At 55.0% G+C, this 18,810-nt stretch carries 19 protein-coding genes; 8 read left to right on the top strand and 11 right to left on the bottom strand.

Features of this window, described 5'->3' with window-relative positions; genetic code table 11:
* Positions 1-15 precede the first annotated feature (15 nt).
* From AC6I9Z_RS03775 to AC6I9Z_RS03750, 6 genes are all read right to left on the bottom strand, one after another.
* Positions 16-801 carry an SDR family NAD(P)-dependent oxidoreductase gene (locus AC6I9Z_RS03775; RefSeq protein WP_207986412.1) on the bottom strand — a complete coding sequence of 262 codons (786 nt, stop codon included), beginning with the start codon at positions 799-801 and terminating at the stop codon, positions 16-18.
* A gap of 22 nt (positions 802-823) precedes the next feature.
* A complete protein-coding gene (locus tag AC6I9Z_RS03770) occupies positions 824-1,996 on the bottom strand; it encodes an acetyl-CoA C-acetyltransferase (protein ID WP_461458751.1) in 1,173 nt (390 codons plus the stop codon).
* A gap of 134 nt (positions 1,997-2,130) precedes the next feature.
* Positions 2,131-3,558 carry an aldehyde dehydrogenase family protein gene (locus tag AC6I9Z_RS03765; protein WP_109355809.1) on the bottom strand — a complete coding sequence of 476 codons (1,428 nt, stop codon included), beginning with the start codon at positions 3,556-3,558 and terminating at the stop codon, positions 2,131-2,133.
* A gap of 115 nt (positions 3,559-3,673) precedes the next feature.
* Entirely contained in the window at positions 3,674-4,966 is a 1,293-nt protein-coding gene (locus tag AC6I9Z_RS03760) for a cytochrome P450 (protein WP_461458753.1), read from the bottom strand.
* A 12-nt stretch (positions 4,967-4,978) separates the two neighbouring features.
* A complete protein-coding gene (locus AC6I9Z_RS03755) occupies positions 4,979-6,514 on the bottom strand; it encodes an acyl-CoA synthetase (RefSeq protein ID WP_461458755.1) in 1,536 nt (511 codons plus the stop codon).
* 141 nt (positions 6,515-6,655) lie between these two features.
* The gene (locus tag AC6I9Z_RS03750) at positions 6,656-7,393 is read right to left on the bottom strand and encodes a 6-phosphogluconolactonase (RefSeq protein WP_254054298.1); all 738 of its coding nucleotides are present in this window, start codon (positions 7,391-7,393) and stop codon (positions 6,656-6,658) included.
* Positions 7,394-7,513: 120 nt separating this feature from the next.
* Between AC6I9Z_RS03750 and purU the strand changes: the two genes are divergently transcribed.
* On the top strand, positions 7,514-8,380 hold the full coding sequence (gene purU / locus AC6I9Z_RS03745) for a formyltetrahydrofolate deformylase (RefSeq protein ID WP_497811213.1): 867 nt from the start codon (positions 7,514-7,516) through the stop codon (positions 8,378-8,380).
* A 2-nt stretch (positions 8,381-8,382) separates the two neighbouring features.
* Here purU and gspI read toward each other — a convergent pair whose 3' ends face one another.
* A complete protein-coding gene (gspI, locus tag AC6I9Z_RS03740) occupies positions 8,383-8,802 on the bottom strand; it encodes a type II secretion system minor pseudopilin GspI (protein WP_461458758.1) in 420 nt (139 codons plus the stop codon).
* Positions 8,799-9,287 carry a type II secretion system minor pseudopilin GspH gene (gspH, locus tag AC6I9Z_RS03735; RefSeq protein WP_461458760.1) on the bottom strand — a complete coding sequence of 163 codons (489 nt, stop codon included), beginning with the start codon at positions 9,285-9,287 and terminating at the stop codon, positions 8,799-8,801. Before gspH ends, gspI begins: the two co-directional genes overlap by 4 nt.
* Positions 9,288-9,395: 108 nt before the next feature.
* Here gspH and AC6I9Z_RS03730 point away from each other — a divergent pair, with 108 nt between their 5' ends.
* The 7 genes from AC6I9Z_RS03730 (at position 9,396) to AC6I9Z_RS03700 (ending at position 16,482) form a co-directional block, all read left to right on the top strand.
* Positions 9,396-10,193, top strand: coding sequence for an enoyl-CoA hydratase-related protein (locus tag AC6I9Z_RS03730; RefSeq protein ID WP_461458762.1), 798 nt, complete (start codon positions 9,396-9,398; stop codon positions 10,191-10,193).
* Positions 10,194-10,208: 15 nt separating this feature from the next.
* Positions 10,209-12,155: an alkyl/aryl-sulfatase gene (locus AC6I9Z_RS03725; RefSeq protein ID WP_461458764.1), complete on the top strand. Its 1,947-nt coding sequence runs from the start codon at positions 10,209-10,211 to the stop codon at positions 12,153-12,155.
* 25 nt (positions 12,156-12,180) lie between these two features.
* Positions 12,181-13,335, top strand: coding sequence for an acyl-CoA dehydrogenase family protein (locus tag AC6I9Z_RS03720; RefSeq protein WP_461458765.1), 1,155 nt, complete (start codon positions 12,181-12,183; stop codon positions 13,333-13,335).
* Between the two features lie 11 nt (positions 13,336-13,346).
* A complete protein-coding gene (locus tag AC6I9Z_RS03715) occupies positions 13,347-14,372 on the top strand; it encodes an acyl-CoA dehydrogenase family protein (protein WP_461458767.1) in 1,026 nt (341 codons plus the stop codon).
* Positions 14,373-14,445: 73 nt separating this feature from the next.
* Entirely contained in the window at positions 14,446-15,423 is a 978-nt protein-coding gene (locus AC6I9Z_RS03710) for an NAD(P)H-dependent flavin oxidoreductase (RefSeq protein WP_461458769.1), read from the top strand.
* Positions 15,380-15,682 (top strand): hypothetical protein, encoded by a 303-nt coding sequence (locus AC6I9Z_RS03705; RefSeq protein ID WP_497811343.1) that lies wholly within the window; start codon positions 15,380-15,382, stop codon positions 15,680-15,682. The genes AC6I9Z_RS03710 and AC6I9Z_RS03705 overlap by 44 nt, the downstream gene beginning before the upstream one ends.
* A gap of 14 nt (positions 15,683-15,696) precedes the next feature.
* Entirely contained in the window at positions 15,697-16,482 is a 786-nt protein-coding gene (locus AC6I9Z_RS03700; protein WP_461458771.1) for an SDR family NAD(P)-dependent oxidoreductase, read from the top strand.
* A 53-nt stretch (positions 16,483-16,535) separates the two neighbouring features.
* Here AC6I9Z_RS03700 and AC6I9Z_RS03695 read toward each other — a convergent pair whose 3' ends face one another.
* The 3 genes from AC6I9Z_RS03695 to AC6I9Z_RS03685 all read right to left on the bottom strand — a co-directional run bounded on the left by AC6I9Z_RS03695 (position 16,536) and on the right by AC6I9Z_RS03685 (position 18,806).
* A complete protein-coding gene (locus AC6I9Z_RS03695; protein ID WP_461458773.1) occupies positions 16,536-16,931 on the bottom strand; it encodes an RcnB family protein in 396 nt (131 codons plus the stop codon).
* A gap of 175 nt (positions 16,932-17,106) precedes the next feature.
* Positions 17,107-17,781 (bottom strand): DUF899 domain-containing protein, encoded by a 675-nt coding sequence (locus AC6I9Z_RS03690; protein ID WP_461458774.1) that lies wholly within the window; start codon positions 17,779-17,781, stop codon positions 17,107-17,109.
* A 77-nt stretch (positions 17,782-17,858) separates the two neighbouring features.
* The gene (locus AC6I9Z_RS03685; protein WP_461458776.1) at positions 17,859-18,806 is read right to left on the bottom strand and encodes a carbon-nitrogen hydrolase family protein; all 948 of its coding nucleotides are present in this window, start codon (positions 18,804-18,806) and stop codon (positions 17,859-17,861) included.
* Positions 18,807-18,810 lie beyond the last annotated feature (4 nt).

Raw genomic sequence — 18,810 nt, 5'->3', positions numbered from 1 at the left:
GGAGGGGCTTTGAGATTACCGTGGTGCCATACGGATCGCGCCATCAAGCCGCACGTCTTCACCGTTGAAATAACCGGTTTCGATCATGCACATGGCGAGCTTTGCATATTCGTCCGGCTGACCCAGGCGTTTCGGGAAAGGTACGGATGCAGACAATGCATCGCGCACCTTATCCGGTGCGCCAGCGAGCAGCGGCGTGTCAAAAATACCCGGCAGGATCGTGTTCACACGAATGCCTTCGGCCATCAGATCCCGCGCGATCGGCAAGGTCATACCAACCACACCGCCTTTGGAAGCGGAATAGGCGGCCTGGCCCATTTGGCCATCTTCGGCGGCCACAGAAGCGGTGTTGACCATCGCGCCGCGTTCACCATTGTCGTCAAGCGGGTCAAGCGTCAGCATGCCAGCCGCCGATTTGGCGATGCAGCGGAATGTGCCGACCAGATTGACCTGAATGACAAAGTTAAACGCATCCAGCGGGAAATGGCTGATCGAGCCATCTTCACGGCTGCGTTTCGCGGTCTTGATCGCGTTGCCGATACCGGCGCAATTGACCAAGATGCGCTCCTGACCAATGGCCGCGCGCGCCTTTTCAAAGCCGGCGTCAACGCTGTCGTCCTCGGTCACATTGACCTTGCAAAAAACACCGCCCAGTTCAGCAGCCAGCGCCTCGCCCTTTTCTTCGTTCAGGTCGAACAAGGCGACTTTCACGCCTTTTTCCGCCAAGCGCCGCGCTGTCGCTGCGCCGAGACCAGAGGCACCGCCCGTAACGACGGCCGACATTGTGTTGTTGAGTTCCATGAGTTTTCTTTCTGTTCTAAACTTAATTCAAACGTTCGATAATCGTGACATTGGCCTGACCGCCGCCTTCGCACATCGTCTGCAGACCATATTTGGAACCGCGATTTTCCATTGCGTTGAGCAAGGTCGCCATGAGCTTCGTGCCAGATGCGCCAAGCGGGTGGCCCAGAGCGATCGCACCGCCATGGACGTTGATCTTGCTGCGGTCTGCACCGGTATGCTTCAGCCATGCGAGCGGCACGGGCGCGAATGCTTCGTTGACCTCATAAAGATCAATATCGCCAATATTCATCCCAGCTCGCTGCAAGGCGCGGTCGGTCGCGAACAGCGGCTCCTCGAGCATGATGACCGGATCACCGGCGGTCACAGTCAGGTTGACGATCTTTGCACGCGGCGTCAGGCCATGGTCTTTCAAGGCCTGCTCGGAACAGACCAGAACGGCACTGGAACCGTCACAAATCTGACTGGCATTGGCCGCGGTAATCGCGCCGCCTTCTTGCAAGACCTTTACGCCGCCGATGCTTTCCATGCTGGCGTCGAAGCGAATGCCTTCGTCGACCTTGTGCATTTCTTCGCCTTCGGATGTTTCCACTTTCACGGCGACGATTTCATTTTCAAACGCACCGGATTCCGTCGCAGCAATCGCCTTCTGATGGCTCTCCAACGCAAAGGCGTCGAGATCATCTCGGTTAAAGCCATGTTTTTTCACCAGCATTTCCGCACCCATGAACTGGCTGAACTGAACGCCGGGATAGGCTTCTTCAAGCCGTTCACTCTTGTTGGTGCCCAGGCCTGCGTCCTTGAACAGCTTAAAGGTCGAACCCATTGGCACGCGCGTCATGCTTTCAATACCATGCGCCAGCACCATGTCCTGCGTTCCGGACATGATACCCTGTGCAGCGAACTGGATCGACTGCTGCGATGACCCGCACTGACGGTCAATCGAAACGGAAGGAATACTGTCAGGCAGCTTCGATGCCAAGACGCTGTTGCGGCCAACATCGCCAGATTGCTCGCCGCCCTGCATCACGCAGCCGGTGATCACGTCCTCGATAGCCGCTGCATCAAAATCATTGCGGTCGGCGATTGCGTCGAGTGTTGCCGCGCCGAGATCAACCGGGTGTACACCCGCCAACCGGCCGCCACGGCGACCACCTGCGGTCCGTACTGCATCTACAATATAGGCTTCTGCCATCTTCCTGCTCCTTAAAACTGTTCGAGAATCCAAAATTTAACTGAACGATTAAACCTGCGTCGCCCTAGCGTCAAATGAAAAAGCCGATCATCACAATAGTGATAACCGGCCTCTTTCAATCGCAACCTGTGTTTTTAAGCAGGTACGTTATCTTTCTTGACCGTGATCACCTGTGGATAGGTGAATTCCAGAAGGCCTTCCTTGCCATATTCCGCACCAAAGCCGGATTGCTTGTGCCCGCCAAAGGGAGCGAAGGGCGAAAGGTGCAGGAATTCGTTGACCCAAACAGTGCCGGTTTCCAGCTGCTCGGCCACTTCGACACCCTTGTCAGGGTCAGCGGTCCAGACCGCGCCAGCCAAGCCATATTCGCTATCATTCGCACGTTGGATGGCTTCTTCCTCTGTGCTGAATTTCATCAGTGGCATGACCGGACCAAATTGTTCTTCGGCCACGATCCTCGCATCTTCCGGCGGATTGTCGAGGATCGTAATTGGCATATAATAGCCCGGCACATCGGGATCATGGTCCCCGCCGACGAGGAATTTATAGCCATTATCCTTGGCATCCTGCACCAGCTCCAGAACCCGATCATATTGCTTCTTGTTCTGAATTGGTCCGACCGCTGTACCCTGCTGCGCGCCGTCACCAACTTTCACATGTTTGGCATATTCAGCAATTGCCGCGCTTAGCTCGTCATAAATATCTTCGTGGATATAGATGCGCTTCGCCGCGACACAGATTTGGCCGGCATTGGTGAAGCTTGACCAGAATAGCTGCTCTGCGACTTTCTCGACATTGGCATCAGGCAGAACGATGGACGCATCATTGCCGCCCAGCTCCAAAGTGATCCGCTTGAGATCCTTGGAAGCGCCTTCCATGATCTTCTTGCCGGTCGCGGTGGAGCCAGTGAAGGTGATCTTGTCGATATCGGGATGGCCGGTAATGAGCGGACCAAGGCTATCTTCGCCGGTCAGAATGTTGACCACGCCAGCCGGCGCAACGTCCTTAATCAATTCCGCCAGCCGCAATGTGGTGAGCGGTGTGAATGGCGATGGTTTCAGGACGATGGTGCAACCCGACAAAAGCGCAGGCGCGATCTTCTGTACCGCCATCATGACCGGGAAATTCCACGGCACGATGCCGCCAACCACACCAACCGGAACCCGCCGGGTGCGACTGAGGCGTTCTTCGCTATCTTCGTTGATTTCGTCATCGAGGTCGAGTGTGGACTGCGCGCCGGCCATCATTGACGCGCCGATAATTTCGCCCTGTGCCTGCGCATGCGGCTTGCCCTGCTCTGCGGTCAGCAGGCGGAACAGCTCGTCACTATTTTCCTTGATGGTGGCGGAAATCGCCTGCACCACAGCGCGGCGTTCATCGATCGATTTCTTGCTCCACGCTGGGAAAGCGGCGCGCGCTGCGGCGACCGCCTCGTTCAGCTCTGCCTCGCCGCATGACGGCACCTGACCAATCACTTCTTCATTGGCGGGATTGACCACATCCAGCATCGTGTCCGTGCTGATCATCTGGCCATTGATAAGGTTCTTATACTGGGTAATCATGTCGCTCTCCTTTTGGAATTTCTGCCCGTTCGTTTCTATTTTGGTTTCTTCTAAACTATTACAAGACTAACTGCGCCTGTCATTTTGCCCATATCCATCATTTCGCCCATATCCTTCATTCCGAAAGCGTGTATCTAAGTGGTAACGTTTTCAGTCCACCGACAAAACTCGATTTTGCCCGCTTGGGTTCTCCAGCCAGTTCGACCGTTTCGATTCGGTCGAGCAATTCGTTGAACAATATCTTCATTTCCATCCGCGCCATATGCAGGCCGAGACATTGATGCGCGCCAGCACCGAATGCCAAATGGCGATTGGGCGAGCGGGCAGCATTAAATTTGCGGGGATTTTCAAAGACCCGGTCATCATGGTTGGCCGCGACATAGTTGATCATCAGCCAGTCGCCTTTTTTGACCGACACCCCGCCAACCTCAACGTCTTCGGCCGCCGTACGCATGAAATGCTGCACCGGTGAAGTCCAGCGGATGGCTTCTTCGACAATGCCCGGCAGCAACTCACGATCAGCTTTCAGCCGCGCAAACTGCTCGGGATCCTGGGCCAGTGCCATCATCGCACCCGATGTTGAAGCCGATGTGGTATCATGCCCTGCCGATGCGACGATGATATAATAGCCCGCCATATCGCGGTCGCTAAGATATTCGCCATCAACCTTGGCATTGGCAATAACGCTGGCGACATCGTCGGTGGGATTGGCCCGTTTTTCTTGGGTTATTTTGGCAAAATAGGTTTCGAAATCGGCGACCGCTCCAATAACCAATTGGGTGATCTGTTCCGCCGTCATATTCGCCATGCCGGTCTTGTTCAGATCCTCGTCCTGCCCGCCGAACATTTGCTGGGTCAGGAACAGCATGCGCTGTTCATCCGCCTCCGGCACGCCCAATATCTGCATGATCACGTGGAGCGGGTAAGGCGACGCGACCAGCGGGACAAAATCCGCTTCCGGTCCGGCCTCCACCAACCGATCAACGGTGGTCTTGGCCAGCGCGCCAATCTCCCCTTCGAGCTGCTTAAGATTTTTCGGCATGAACCATTCCTGGGTCAGACGGCGATATTTGGGATGAATCGGAGCATCCAGCGCGACCAGCGAATTGACCAGATGCGGACTGCCGCCGGTCACGGCCTTCACTATTTCTTCGCCTTCTCGAAATCCGAATACCACGCCGCGCGGACTGTTAAGGAACGTCTTGTTATCCTTGCTGATCCGCATGACATCATCATAGCCGGTGACCAGCCAGAATGGATCATGCAGATCGCCATTCTCCACCCGCGTAACCGGCATATTTTCACGCAGCCAGTCAAATGTATCGAGCAGACCGTCCCATTCCGCATAGGCGACAGGGTCGATCACCGTTGATGCCACAGGGGCCGGTGCTTGTGGTGCTACGCTCATATCATCCTCCGCTTAAACAATCCGGCTGCCGGTCTTGCCCCAATATTCGTCGCGAAGCAGGCGCTTGTAGAGTTTGCCGGTCGGCACTCGTGGCAATTCGGCACGAAAATCTATCTGGCGCGGGACTTTGACGCCCGACAGTGACTGCCGCAAATAGACTTCCAGCTCTTGTGCAAAATCATCATTGGCGTCAGCCATATCCATCGGCTGAACCACGGCGACCACCTTCTCCCCCATATCCTCGTCGGGCGCGCCGATCACGGCGGCATCGATTACTTTCGGGTGGGTGACGAGCAGGTTTTCAATCTCCTGCGGATAGATGTTCACACCGCCGGAAATGATCATGAAGCTTTTGCGATCAGTGAGATACAGAAAACCATCCTCATCGACTTTCCCAACATCTCCCAGCGAGGTCCAACCATGTTTGTTATGTGCGGCCTTGGTTTTCTCAGGGTCATTATGATATTTTACCGGGGCACCACCTTCGAAATAAATCTGCCCTTCTTCACCGACGGGAACTTCGTCATCATTCTCATCGCAAATATGCACAATGCCCAGAAGCGCTTTGCCTACCGAGCCTTTATGCTCCAACCAATCTTCCGAGTTGATGAAGGTAAATCCATTGCCTTCTGAGCCCGCATAATATTCGCGAATTATGGGCCCCCACCATTCGATCATCTTCTCCTTCACCGGAATAGGGCAAGGCGCAGCTGCATGAACGGCACATGTCAGGCTGGATACATCATATTTCGCCCTTGTTTCATCCGGAAGCTTGAGCATCCGGCTGAAATGTGTCGGCACCCATTGACTGGCATCGACCTTGTGTTTTTCAATCAGCGCCAACGCCTGTTCGGGATCGAATTTTTCCATCACGATCACTGTGCCACCCATCTTGTGGACGGCCATGCACCATCGTAGTGGGGCGGCGTGGTAAAGCGGTGCCGGCGATAGATAGGTGCAGCCGGGTTGAATCCCGAAAGCGCCTTGCGCCATCATCACCAGCGCATTGGGTGCGGCGATATTTTCATCCTCAGGAAACGGGATCCGCACACCCTTGGGCCGACCCGTTGTGCCTGAACTGTAAAGCATGTCTGTGCCATGGCGCTCATCATCAATCGGCCCTTCCGGCAATGCGGCCAGTACTGGTTCGATCGCGCGGCTATCCTCAACACCATAAAGAAATTGTTTCACATCGGGGTTGAGCTTGTGAAGTTCGTCAACAACACCTTGCTTAGTATCGGAGCTGATCAACAGCGACGCACCACTATCACCCAAAATATAAGATACTTCGGCGGCGGTCAGGCGGCTTGGAATAGCCACATAATAAAGGCCTGCGCGCTGTGCGGCCCAGGCAAAGTCAAAGAATTTGGGATGGTTGTCGAGCAGTACCGCCACCGTATCGCCGATTTGCAGACCCTCTTTACGGAAGAGATGCGCCAGGCGGTTCGATGCCTTGTCAAGCTCAGCATATGTTTCAACGGCTCCGGTGCTGGCCATGATGACCGCTGGCTTATCGGGATTTTCCTGAGCATGCAGATAAGGGTGCATTGGTGGCTTCTCTCCATTTGGGGGCGACCGCCTTTGCCCTGTTCGAGCTTCGCGATTCGCGTTTTCCCCATCATGGTTTAAGCGCGCAGTTAAATCAATGGATTGTCTCAGCCACGAGTCATAGACAAAGACAATAACTCACTAATTCTCCACATATATATCCACAGGCACCGTGAGATCCGCAAACACACGGCCAATGGAAGCCATGCTGCCAGCGCCTTCGCCAATGGCCTGTTCCAGAAACATTTGTGATCCCGCACCGTTCAGCAGCACCAGAACCGTCCGCGCTTCACAAATGGCGGCCTTGGTAATGGTCACCAGCGGTGTGTCGCCATTGTCGGGCATGATCCCGGCGGCCCGTTTTTCCTTGGGACCGTCCAGCGCCTCTTCGAGGTCGGCGCTTTCGACCAGACCAGCGGTGCTACCATCTTCGCCCATGCCGAGCCAGATCAAATCCGGTGGCCATTTGGTATCCTGCAACCGCGCATCGGCGGCACCGCCCGCGAGATGATAGTCCTCATTCTCTGTAGCGATCGGCAGGACCCGGGCGCCGCGCGTCATAAACAGCTGCGCCAGTGCTTTCACATGGCTGCGCGGATCATCGACCGGGACCAGATAATCATCGGTCGGAATGATTGTGACATATTTCCATTTAATCTGTTTTTCGGCGAGCGCCTCAAGCACCGGCATGGCTTCTTCGCTGACCGGAAGCGCCAGCAAAGCTTCACCGCGGGCGTCGAGCGCGCTTTCGATGATGAATTTGATATCACCAACAACCGCGTCGATCATTTCCGCGCGGTCATCAAAATCCCACCATTCGAGCTGTGAATCCTCGCCTTCCGGCAAATCATCCATATCCCAAGATTCGTCTTCACTCATATTGCGTCCTGTCCTTCGGATGTCTTTTGGAGGCTTCTAATCCCTGCAGAAATCAGCACAAGGGTAAATCCCGCTTTTCAAAATGCCAAGTTTCGGCCAATTGGAAGCCGAAGAGGCGATATGCGTATGACGGAAAACTATATTCTCACCCTGACAGCGGAAGACCGGGTTGGTCTGGTGGCAGCCGTGACCGGCTTTCTCGCAGAGCATGACGGCTTCATTCTCGACAGCCAGCAATATGCCGATCTGGAGCTGGAACGTTTTTTCATGCGTGTCGAGTTCAAGGGCGCAGGCGACAAGTTTCCGGTCAGCCTCGATACTCTCACCGAGAAATTTTCAGCGGTCGGCACACGCTATGCGCTGGATTGGACGCTCGTCAGCGGCATCGAAAAACCCAATATCGTCATCGCTGTCTCAAAAGGCAGCCATTGCCTCAATGACCTGCTGCACCGCTGGAAAACCGGCGGACTGCCGGTCAATATTGCGGGCGTGGTCAGCAATCATGACAGCTTGCGGGATCTAACCGAATGGCATGATGTCGCCTTCCACCATCTCCCCGTAACCAATCACAATCGGGCGGAGCAGGAACAGGCGATATTGGATATCATGAGCAAGCAGCAGGCGGACTATCTTATTCTTGCGCGGTACATGCAGATATTGTCCGACGATCTTAGCACCAAATTGGCCGGTCGCTGCATCAACATCCATCACAGCTTTTTGCCCGGTTTCAAAGGCGCTAGACCCTATCACCGCGCGCATGAGCGCGGGGTCAAGCTTATCGGCGCCACCGCGCATTTTGTGAGCGCCGATCTTGATGAAGGGCCGATTATCGAACAAGCGGTGGAACGTGTTGACCACCGGGCGAGCGTCGAAGAGATGATCCGCATTGGCCGTGATATTGAGGCACAGGTTCTGGCCAAAGCCGTAAAATGGGCTGGTGAACACCGGATATTACTAAACGGTAATCGTACGGTTGTGTTCCGGTAAGTTTAGTTTTCGGCAGGTGATACCGGCTCAGGTGCATCGAGCACAATATTCGCCGGCCGCAATATTGTCAGAGTGGCTGGTGCGCCGCTGATCTTTTCCTGTGCGGTAATATCAACCTGGATGAAATTACCCTCTTCGGTGAGGCGGGCGCTTTGCGTCCATGTCCAGCCGAGCCCGCCATTTTTTTCCTCGCCGCTACTTTCGCCAAGGCTTGGCGGACGCGGATCAGTCAATATTTCCACCGCTCGGTTGCGGACAACAGATTGGGCCACGACCCGCAATTCCAGTTCGGCTGTATTGCGCGTCGTATAACCCTGCAGTCTGACCAACGCGAGCGCCGCCAGGCTGAAGACCGACAGCGCAACCAGCATTTCAATCAGCGTGAAGCCGCGTTCGCCAGTGGTGTTGCTGAAGACCGTCATGGCGCTTCCTCACCGCCGGCCAGTTGGACATCTCCCATCGGTGCAATGATGATATTGCGCGCAAAATCCTCATAGTTGAGCCGCACCTCAGCGCGATCACTGGGTAATCCCGTGCTTTCAAAGCTGATCAGCAACGGTCCCGTTTCACTCACATAGGCGGTCACCCCGCTCGACCAGTCGGTGGACCGAAAGGGTTTGTCCTCCATCACCGACCAAGCACCTTTGCGCCGTTCGAGAAAGCTGTAGCCGGAAGGCGTGACCTGCACCGCCATCGGGCGGGATTGCAAGATCGCATTGTCGCGCAGCGCGGCCGTTCGGGCTGCAAATATTTGCGCATCCTGTTCCAGATCGTTGCTACTGTCAGGAAAAGACAAAACCACAATCGATGCCATCAAGCCCAAAATCACTAGTACAATCATGAGTTCCACCAGCGTGAAGCCGGTTTCATGAGCATTGCGCAAAGTGTTTTGGCGAGGTGTCATCATGGCTGCTTATCGGTTCGGTCCGATCCCTCTCTTGCAGAAGCCGGGCGGGCCTGCAATGGATAGAGGCCACAATGAAGTGATTCAAACCAATATGCAGGTGGGGAAATTATGAGCGACGTCGTTCTTTATGACAAACAGGATCGCGTGGTCACCATCACGCTGAACAAGCCGGAGACACGCAATGCGCTGTCGACCGACCTTTGTGAAGCGCTGGTCAATGCGGTTAAGAAAGCCGATGCCGACGCGAGTGTCAGCTGCGTTGTTCTGGCCGCCAATGGCAAAAGCTTCTCCTCCGGCGGCAATCTGCATGAAATCAAGGCGATGACCAAGGAGCAGAATATGTCTCCGCTGGAAATCGAAAATTGGTACAAGACTGGCATTCAACAAATCCCGCTAGCGATGGCCGAGATTTCGGTTCCGGTCATTGCGGCCGTCAATGGCCACGCAATCGGCGCTGGCAATGATCTAACCACCATGTGCGATATTCGCATTGCGGGCGAAGACGCGATTTTTGCCGAAAGCTTCCTGCGCGTCGGGATCATTCCCGGCGATGGCGGCGCATGGTTGTTGCCACGCATCATCGGGCAGGCCCGCGCTAATCAGATGCTGTTCACCGGTGAGTTTATTGATGCGCACAAGGCGCTTGATTACGGTCTGGTGTCCGAAGTTGTGGCCAATGACGAGTTGCTCAAACGCGCTTACGAACTGGCCGAGCAAGTGGTTGCCCTGCCCCCGCTGGCGATCCGAAAAACCAAGGAACTGGTCCGCACCGCCCAAAATGTGACGCTAAAAGAAAATCTCGATCAGGCGGCGTTGTTCCAGGGGGTCCTGCAACAGCTGGACGATCATCAGGAAGCGATTGATGCAATCCTGGAGAAGCGCAAGCCGGTATTCAAGGGCCAATAAGAGAGGGCAGTGATCATGAGAAAATTTGTTGTTCCGCTTTTAACATTGGCCATCGCAACGACCGCCTATGCCGCGCCGCCTGAGGGTGTCGCAACTGAGGCCACCAAAAAAGCCAATGCGGACTTTGGTGCCCGCCTTCCCATTGCAGACCAAAATGATTTCGAAAATGCCAATCGAGGTTTCCTTGCCAAAATCGAAAAACCGATTCTCAATGAAGATGGATCGGTTGCGTGGGACCCGAGCCAGTTTGATTTTGTAAAAGGTGATGCGCCGGACACGGTAAATCCTTCGCTTTGGCGACAAGGAAAGCTCAACAGCATCCACGGCCTGTTTGAAGTTGTTCCCGGCATATATCAAATTCGCGGCTATGATTTGGCGCAGATGACGTTGATCGCAGGTGAAAAAGGCTGGATCATAGTAGACCCGCTGACCACACCCGCACCGGCCAAGGCTGGCTTGGCTCTGGCCAATAAAACGCTCGGCAAACGACCCGTCAGTGCAGTCTTGTTTACCCATAGTCACGGTGATCACTATGGCGGTGTCAATGGTGTCATAGGCAAGCTTGATCTTGCCTATGACGATGTTCAGATCATCGCGCCGCACGGATTTGTAAGAGAATCTATCGGCGAAGCGGTTATCGCCGGCACAGCGATGAGCAGGCGGGTGCAGTTTCAATTTGGTACCGCTTTACCGGCAGGGAAAACAGGTCATGTCGGCGGTGGTCTGGGACAAGCGCTGTCGCGCGGCGATGTGGCGCTGGTGCCGCCAACGAAGACTATTGGCGAAGATGGTGAAAAGCTGGTCATTGATGGCATTACATTCGAGTTTATGGATGCCAGTGAAACCGAAGCGCCGGCCGAGTTTGTTTTCTACCTGCCACAATTTAAGGCTTTGCATAGCGCCGAAGTGGCGACGCGAACCTTCCATAATGTGCTGACACCGCGCGGAGCATTGGTGCGTGATACGCTAAAGTGGAGCAAGGTTATCGATGCCATGTATGAAAAATATGGCGCGAAGGCGGAAATATTATTGGCCTCCCATCACTGGCCAACCTGGGGCAGTGAAAATGTGCAAACAGCCCTGAGAAACCAGCGGGGCCTGTACCGCTATGTCCATGACCAGACGATACGTCAGGCCAATCAGGGCGCAACCATGCATGAACTGGCAGAAAATATTGGCGAGCCTGATTTTGCCAAAAGCGATTTTGGCGTGCGCGATTATTATGGCACGCTTAATCACAATAGTAAGGCCGTCTATCAACGCTATTTCGGCTGGTGGGATGCGGTTCCTGCAACCTATCATCAACTGCCGCCAGCGGAGGCTTCCAAGAAATATGTCGCTGCCATGGGCGGCACGGAAAAAGCGCTTGCCGTAGGTGAAAAAGCATTTGATGCCGGTGAATATCGATGGGCCGCGACTGTTTTCAATCATATTGTCTTTGCTGATCCCGCCAATGAAACCGCTAAAAAGTGGCTAGCCTCCAGCTATGAGCAACTCGGCTTTCAGGCGGAGGCAGGCACGTGGCGCAATATCTATCTTGTCGGCGCCAAGGAATTGCGGGAGGGTAACAAGGGCTCTGGTACCGTCACCAGTTCCAATGCCAAAGTGCTGAACAGCATAGCGGCTATCGACCTGTTCGACGCCATTGCCACCCGTTTCAATCCGGCAAAAATGCAAGGGGACGGCGGTATAATCCAGTTTACTTTTGCGGATCGCAAGGAAGCCATTAATGTTGATTTCGGCAAAAGCGTTATGTTCCCGCGTGCCGGCAAGGCTGAGGCGGCTACTGCCCAGATCGGGATCAACCGGACCGACTTCACACGGCTGTTGCTGCGGCAGGCCAATCCGTTGGAACTAATCCAATCCGGCGCGATGACGGTCAGCGGGGATACCGCCCTTATGGCAGCTATGTTTGGCGCACTCGACCCGGTAGACCCGCAATTTAACATTGTGACACCTTGATCCCAATCAACTCAAAGGCATTTTAATGCAGCGTTTCAATTTTCCTGTGGTCCAGCCAGATCCGGCCCTCGAAGACCTTCGCGCCGAGCTGCAAGCGTTCCTGAAAGAAGAACGCGAGGCCGGCAACTTCCGCCCCGAACCGGAATGCTGGATGGCGTCTTCCGACGCCGAATTTTCCAAAAAAATGGGCAAGCGCGGTTGGATTGGCTTGACTTGGTCCAGTAAATATGGCGGCCACGATAAGACCGCATTGGAGCGCTATATCGTGACCGAGGAAACCTTGCGCGCGGGCGCTCCAGTGGGCGCGCATTGGATTGCCGATCGGCAACATGCGCCGATGCTGCTGGAACATGGTACCGAAGAACAGAAACTCGATATCCTTCCTCGAATTGCTGCAGGGGAATGTTATTTCGCCATCGGTCTTTCCGAGCCCGGCGCTGGTTCCGACCTCGCCAATGTCAAAACCAAGGCGGAAAAAGTCGACGGCGGCTGGAAAATCAATGGCCAGAAAATCTGGTCATCGGGCGCGCATATCTCACATTACATGGTTGCCATCTTGCGCACCTCACCAGCCGATGGCCGCAACCGGCATGTTGGTCTTTCGCAGATCATGATTGATCTCAGTCTGCCCGGCGTGACGATCAAACCAATTACCGACTTGTCGGGCGACGCACATTTTAACGAAGTCTATTTTGAAGACGTGATCGTTCCGGACGATTGCCTGCTCGGTGAAGAAGGCGGCGGCTGGAAACAGGTGACCGGCGAACTGGCCATGGAACGCTCTGGGCCGGAACGGTTTTTGTCGAGCTATATCACCCTGGAAAAAGCCCTGCATCAATTACGGGGCAAGCTGGGATCGGATTCTCAGGCGCGTCTCGGCAAGCTGATTGCCAATTTGCGCACCTTGCGCGGCATGTCTTGGGGCATCGCCAATCTGCTCCATCAGGGCGTATCACCGGAAACCGAGGCCGCCCTGGTCAAGGATCTCGGCAACCGGTTGGAAAATGACCTGACCCTGCAAGTGCGGGCGTTGATGAATGATCTGCCGGAAGAAGAGTGGAGCGATGAAATGCGGCGTATCTTGAACATCGGCATCCTGCGCTCGCCGCCCAATACGCTGCGCGGCGGTACAACGGAAGTGATGCGCGGGATAACCGCACGACAACTCGGTCTGAGATAAGGGGAGCGGCAATGATAAATACAGAAGGCATGGTCGCTGAAACCACAGCGAAGATTTACGCCGATCTGTGCGGGCGCGAAGTGCCGCATGAAGCCGAAGCTGGCCAATATCCGCAAGCCCTTTGGGACGCACTTGCCGAAAACGGGTTGCCGCTGGCTTGGGTGAGCGAAGATAATGGTGGCTTTGGTGCCGATTATGATGAAGTCTTCGGAGCCATTTGGGTGTCGGCAGAAGCGGCCTCGCCAGTGCCCTTTGCAGAGACATTGATCGCCAACTGGTTGCTCGACCGGGCTGGCGTCGCCATTCCCGACGGCGCTGCCACTTTTGCGCTTGTGGAAGGTAATGCCGCCAGCGTCCCGTTCGCCGGCACAGCCGATCATGTGGCCGTCTATGATGCCAGCGAGAACGAAATTGCTCTCTACAAAACCGCCGACGCATCGGCGGTTGATGGGCAAGCCTTGTCACCCGACAGCGATACGCGTCTGGACTTCTCCACCGCGACGCCCGTTGCGAGCGCCGCGACCAACCTGTCGCGCCGCGCGGTCGAGGCTTTGATCCTAACCGTCCGTGCGGTGCAAATGGCGTCGGCCATCGAAGCCGCGCTCAACCTCTCCATCGCCTATGTATCGGACCGCGAACAATTTGGCCGACCATTGTCGAAATTTCAGGCGATCCAGCATCAGCTTGCTGTTGCCGCATCGGAAAGCGCCGCCGCGACCATGGCCGCGACACAGGCGGCCAGTGCACTCGCCCGCAGCGCCGATGATCCGGAAAAGGCATGGCATGAAGCGGTCGTTGCCAAGGTTCAGATCGGCCACAGCGTCGAAGCGGTCACCGTACCGTTCCATCAGGTACACGGCGCGATGGGCTATACGCAGGAATATGACCTCCACCATTATACCCGCCGCCTATGGGCCTGGCGCGATGCCTTGGGGAATGAGCACCACTGGTCCAAATTGCTGGGCGCAGAGCTTGCCGTAACGTCACCGGACCAGATTTGGAAAGGCGTGACAACTGGCGCCTGGATTGCTAGTTAACTGCCCAATTAAACCGATTCTCGAGATGGCCCGTACCGTCTCCAACTACTCCAACGCAAGAGGACCAAATCCCATGAAAACACGCATCACAGAGCTTTTCGGCATCGAACATCCGATCATTCAGGGCGGGATGCACTATGTGGGATTTGCCGAACTGGCAGCAGCGGTTTCCGAAGCGGGCGGTCTGGGCATCATTACCGGATTGACCCAGAAAACACCCGAAGATCTCGACAAGGAAATCAAGAAAGCCAAAGCGCTGACCGACAGGCCTATTGGCGTCAACTTGACCTTCCTGCCAATCGTCAACACGCCTGACTATCCTGGCTATATCAAGGCGATTATCGACAATGACATCAAGGCAGTGGAAACTGCAGGCAACAATCCGGCACAATATCTCCCGGCCCTGAAAGAAGCTGGCGTTAAAGTCATTCACAAATGCACCGCGGTGCGTCACGCCTTGAAAGCGCAGAGCATTGGCTGTGATGCCGTATCGGTCGATGGCTTTGAATGTGGCGGCCATCCCGGTGAGGACGATATCCCCAACATGATCCTGCTGCCACGCGCAGCAGATGAACTCGACATTCCATTCGTCAGCTCCGGCGGACAGGCCGATGCGCGGTCATTGGTTGCATCGCTCGCCATGGGTGCGGAAGGCATGAACATGGGCACACGCTTCATCGCGACAAAAGAGGCGCCGGTGCATCAGAACGTGAAAGACGCGATTGTCGCCGCGAGCGAGCTCGACACCCGTCTCGTCATGCGACCGCTGCGCAATACCGAGCGTGTGCTGAACAACGCGGCGGTTGAGCGGCTGCTCGAGATCGAAAAGGAAAAAGGCAGCGACCTGCAGTTTACCGACATTATCGAGCAGGTTGCTGGCGTCTATCCGCAGATCATGATGGAAGGCACCATGGACGCCGGCGCCTGGAGCTGCGGCATGGTCGCCGGCCTGATCAATGACATTCCAACCTGTAAGGAATTGATCGACGGCATCATGAGTGAAGCGGATGAAATTATTCGCGGACGGCTGGAAGGCTTTCTGGCCGCCTGACGTGATCAAGCTCAAAGAACGATGGAATGGCAACCAAGATCCAACTTGGGATTTGTGGCCACTGCATGAGCAAAATGCTTATTGTCGAATGATGCGCTATCTGCATGGTGGCGCATCGTTTCAATTTGTTACTAAGTACATCAGTAAGCAAAGAAGCACTTTTCGTTCCTACCGTCACTTGAGTATAAAAGCTCCCCCTGTAAAATATTCGGAACGCCGAATTGGTAGAACATTTTTGAGAAAAGATATCGCGCAATAACAATGGATGGAAGCATGCCTCCTTACCAGCCGCTCAGCCGCTCCATCGCAGGCAAGAAAGCGATCATTACCGGCGCCGCGAGCGGCATGGGCCGTGCCACAGCCCATCTGTTTGCTTCGGAAGGAGCGCAGGTTGCGGTGACGGATCTTGATCAGAGTGCATGCGATGCTGTTGTTCAGGAAATTGCAGCACCCGGATATGAAGGCTCGGCCGACGCCTGGTCCCTAGATGTCAGCAATCCTGACATTATCAAGGCTGTGGTCGCCGATATTGCCCAAGCATTTGGCGGTATCGACATTCTCGTCAACAATGCTGGCTTCGCAATTCCTGCGGATGTTGCCGAGGAAAGTTATGAAGACAGTTGGGAGCCGACTCTTGCGGTGATGCTGGCGGCCCACCAGCGGATGATCCGCGCCGCCTTGCCCCATTTGAGAGAGGCCGAACATCCCCGGATAGTCAATATCGCATCAACGGAGGGCTTGGGCGCATCGCCGGGCAACAGCCCCTATGTTGCAGCCAAACATGGTGTGATCGGTCTGACGAAAGGCTTGGCCGTTGATCTCGGCCGCGAAGGCATCACCGTCAATTGCATCTGCCCCGGACCGATCCGTACGGGCATTACCGATGCAATTTCGGAGGAGCATAAAACCATCTACGCCAAACGGCGCGTAGCGCTGCGCCGCTATGCCATTCCTGAAGAGGTGGCGCATATGACCTTGTCCTGCGTTCTGCCCTCCGCGAGTTTCCTGACCGGCGCAATCATTCCCGTTGACGGCGGCCTTACCATCAAAAACGCGTAAAGCCCCCGGGGCATCGCACCAAGGGCTTCCGCTTGACTCTATTTGATCTGCGTTCAACGCAATATTGCATTGCCGATCACGGCTCCCACAATTCCGCTGGTGATACCTACAAGAACGGCATCATTGCCAGACCGGACCCAGCGATAACCGCGCGGCGCATTTGCCAAATGATAGGCGCGGGGATTGCCGATCACGCGGTAATTTACCGCATGGCGGTGGTCAAAGCGCTGACCCTTGATCCAGCGATGCTTGACTGGCGCATAGCTGGTGCGCACAACCTTTTTGGCGCCATTGCCTCTGGTCGTCGTCTTCTTGGTAACGACTCGCTTTCCTTCTTTAACCGTCACTGTTTTCTTGATCGTCTTATGGGTCGCGGCCTCGGCCTGTGCCGTCACCAGGGGCGATATGACCATCGTTGATGCAGCCAATATCATCAGAATCTTTCTCATCTCAAACTCCTCTTTTACGCGGCGCCAACTGCGGCATCAGAAACAGTTATGATGAAAGGTTGTCGCAGAGATTTGTCGGATTCCGGGTTTATTGTATCAATATGTCGCGGGGCGGGCCGATTGTTAATCTGACAATCAGCTTCAGAATCGCTTGTACGGTGAAACAGCGCAGGTATCAGTCCCGATATTCGTCATGCCGCCTGTCCCAGTACATCTCCCCCTTGGGCCAGCCTTTGGGTGCATCTTCCCACGGCTCCTGGCGGCCATAAGGCGTCAAATCGAGCCAGGTCCAGTGGCTACCTAAAAGCTCGACACCCCGCTGGTCGGTATAATAGGTGCGGTAAATCTGATCACCATCGCGCAAGAAAACACTGGCGACATGATTTTCACCATCATTATTGGTCGCATTGAAATCATAATTAAAGTCGCTGCCAAAGGATGAAACCCACGGCAGACCCCAACCCATGCGCTTCTTATAGGCGAGCAGCTTTTCCAAAGGCGCGCGCGATATGAGCACAATGGATGTGTCCCGGGCATGCAAATGGGCAGGATGAGACATGGCGTCCGTCACCCATGAACAGCCTGGACAACCAGCATCTGCATCCGGGGCGAACATGAAATGATAGACGATAAGCTGTTTTCGGTCTTCAAACAGGTCCAACAGGCTGACATTGCCATCTTCGCCGTGGAATTCGTAGCTTTTTTCTATCTTCACCATCGGCAACCGGCGGCGCATGGCATTTAGAGCATCATGCGCCCGGGTTAGTTCTTTTTCTTTCTCGCGTAGCTTTTCGATTGCTGACTGCCATTCTTCATGGCTGACAATTTTCGGTTGCGCTTCCTCTCTCACCAATTCCTCCCAATGAATCGATCAATTAAGGTGCCAATAATAGCACGTTTGGAGGATCCAGACGATTCCGGGTCGTTTTAGTCCTCGCGGACATTCTTCTGCGGTGCCATATGTGCCCGCAATTCAAAAATATCAGGTCGCGCATAGTGGCCGGCGACATCCATATCGAACTTGCCACGCGTCCGGTCATCGAGATCAATTTCCGCGGTCAGGATTGTTTCTTGACCGAATATTGGTCCTGCGATCACTTCTCCCGATGGGGTAATGATGCAGCTGCCACCATTGATCAGGACAGTGTCAGGACCATTGCCTTGAACCGCATCAAATTGATCGCTGTTCAATCCGATCATCCCACGCTCGAGATATTGGCAGGCCGACAATACAAAGGCACGGCTTTCCAGCGCAATGGTCTGCATCGTTGGTACCCATACCGGCCGGTCATCGACGGTCGATACGCAATAAAAATCGGGCTGTGCATCGTAATAATAGCTTCGCAGGAGCGGCATGTAATTTTCCCAGCAGATCGCGCTGACCAGTCGCCCGACGCTGCTGTCCATCACCGGTAAGTCGCTGCCGTCGCCTTGTCCCCAGATCAGCCGCTCCATCGCGGTGGGAACCAGTTTACGATGTACGCCGAGCAGCGATCCGTCTCGTTCAAAACTGAGGGTCGAGCAATAGAGCGTAGCGCCCTTGCGCTCGATGGCCCCGACGACCACCGCCAGGTCGTTAGCGGCAACGGCTTCGCGCATTTCTTCAAATTCAGGTGAACCCAATTGCACGGCATTATCTGAATAGAGGCGGAACAGCTCCCGCCCAGCATCGTCACGCGACCCCACGCGCACACCAAAATCAACACCTTTGGGATAGCCGCCAATAAAGGCCTCCGGGAACACAGCCAGATCACTGTTCGCAGTTTTGGCCTCCGACAAAAGATGTGCAAATTTGCGCAGCGTCGTCGGTGTATCAAAGGGATCGGATCCGGCTTGAACCACCGAAACGATACGAGCCTTGGAATTGCTGCTCACCACT

The organism is Parasphingorhabdus sp. (genome assembly GCF_059726685.1).
Note: the sequence above shows the minus strand (reverse complement) of the source record. Positions and strands in the feature narration are given on the sequence as shown.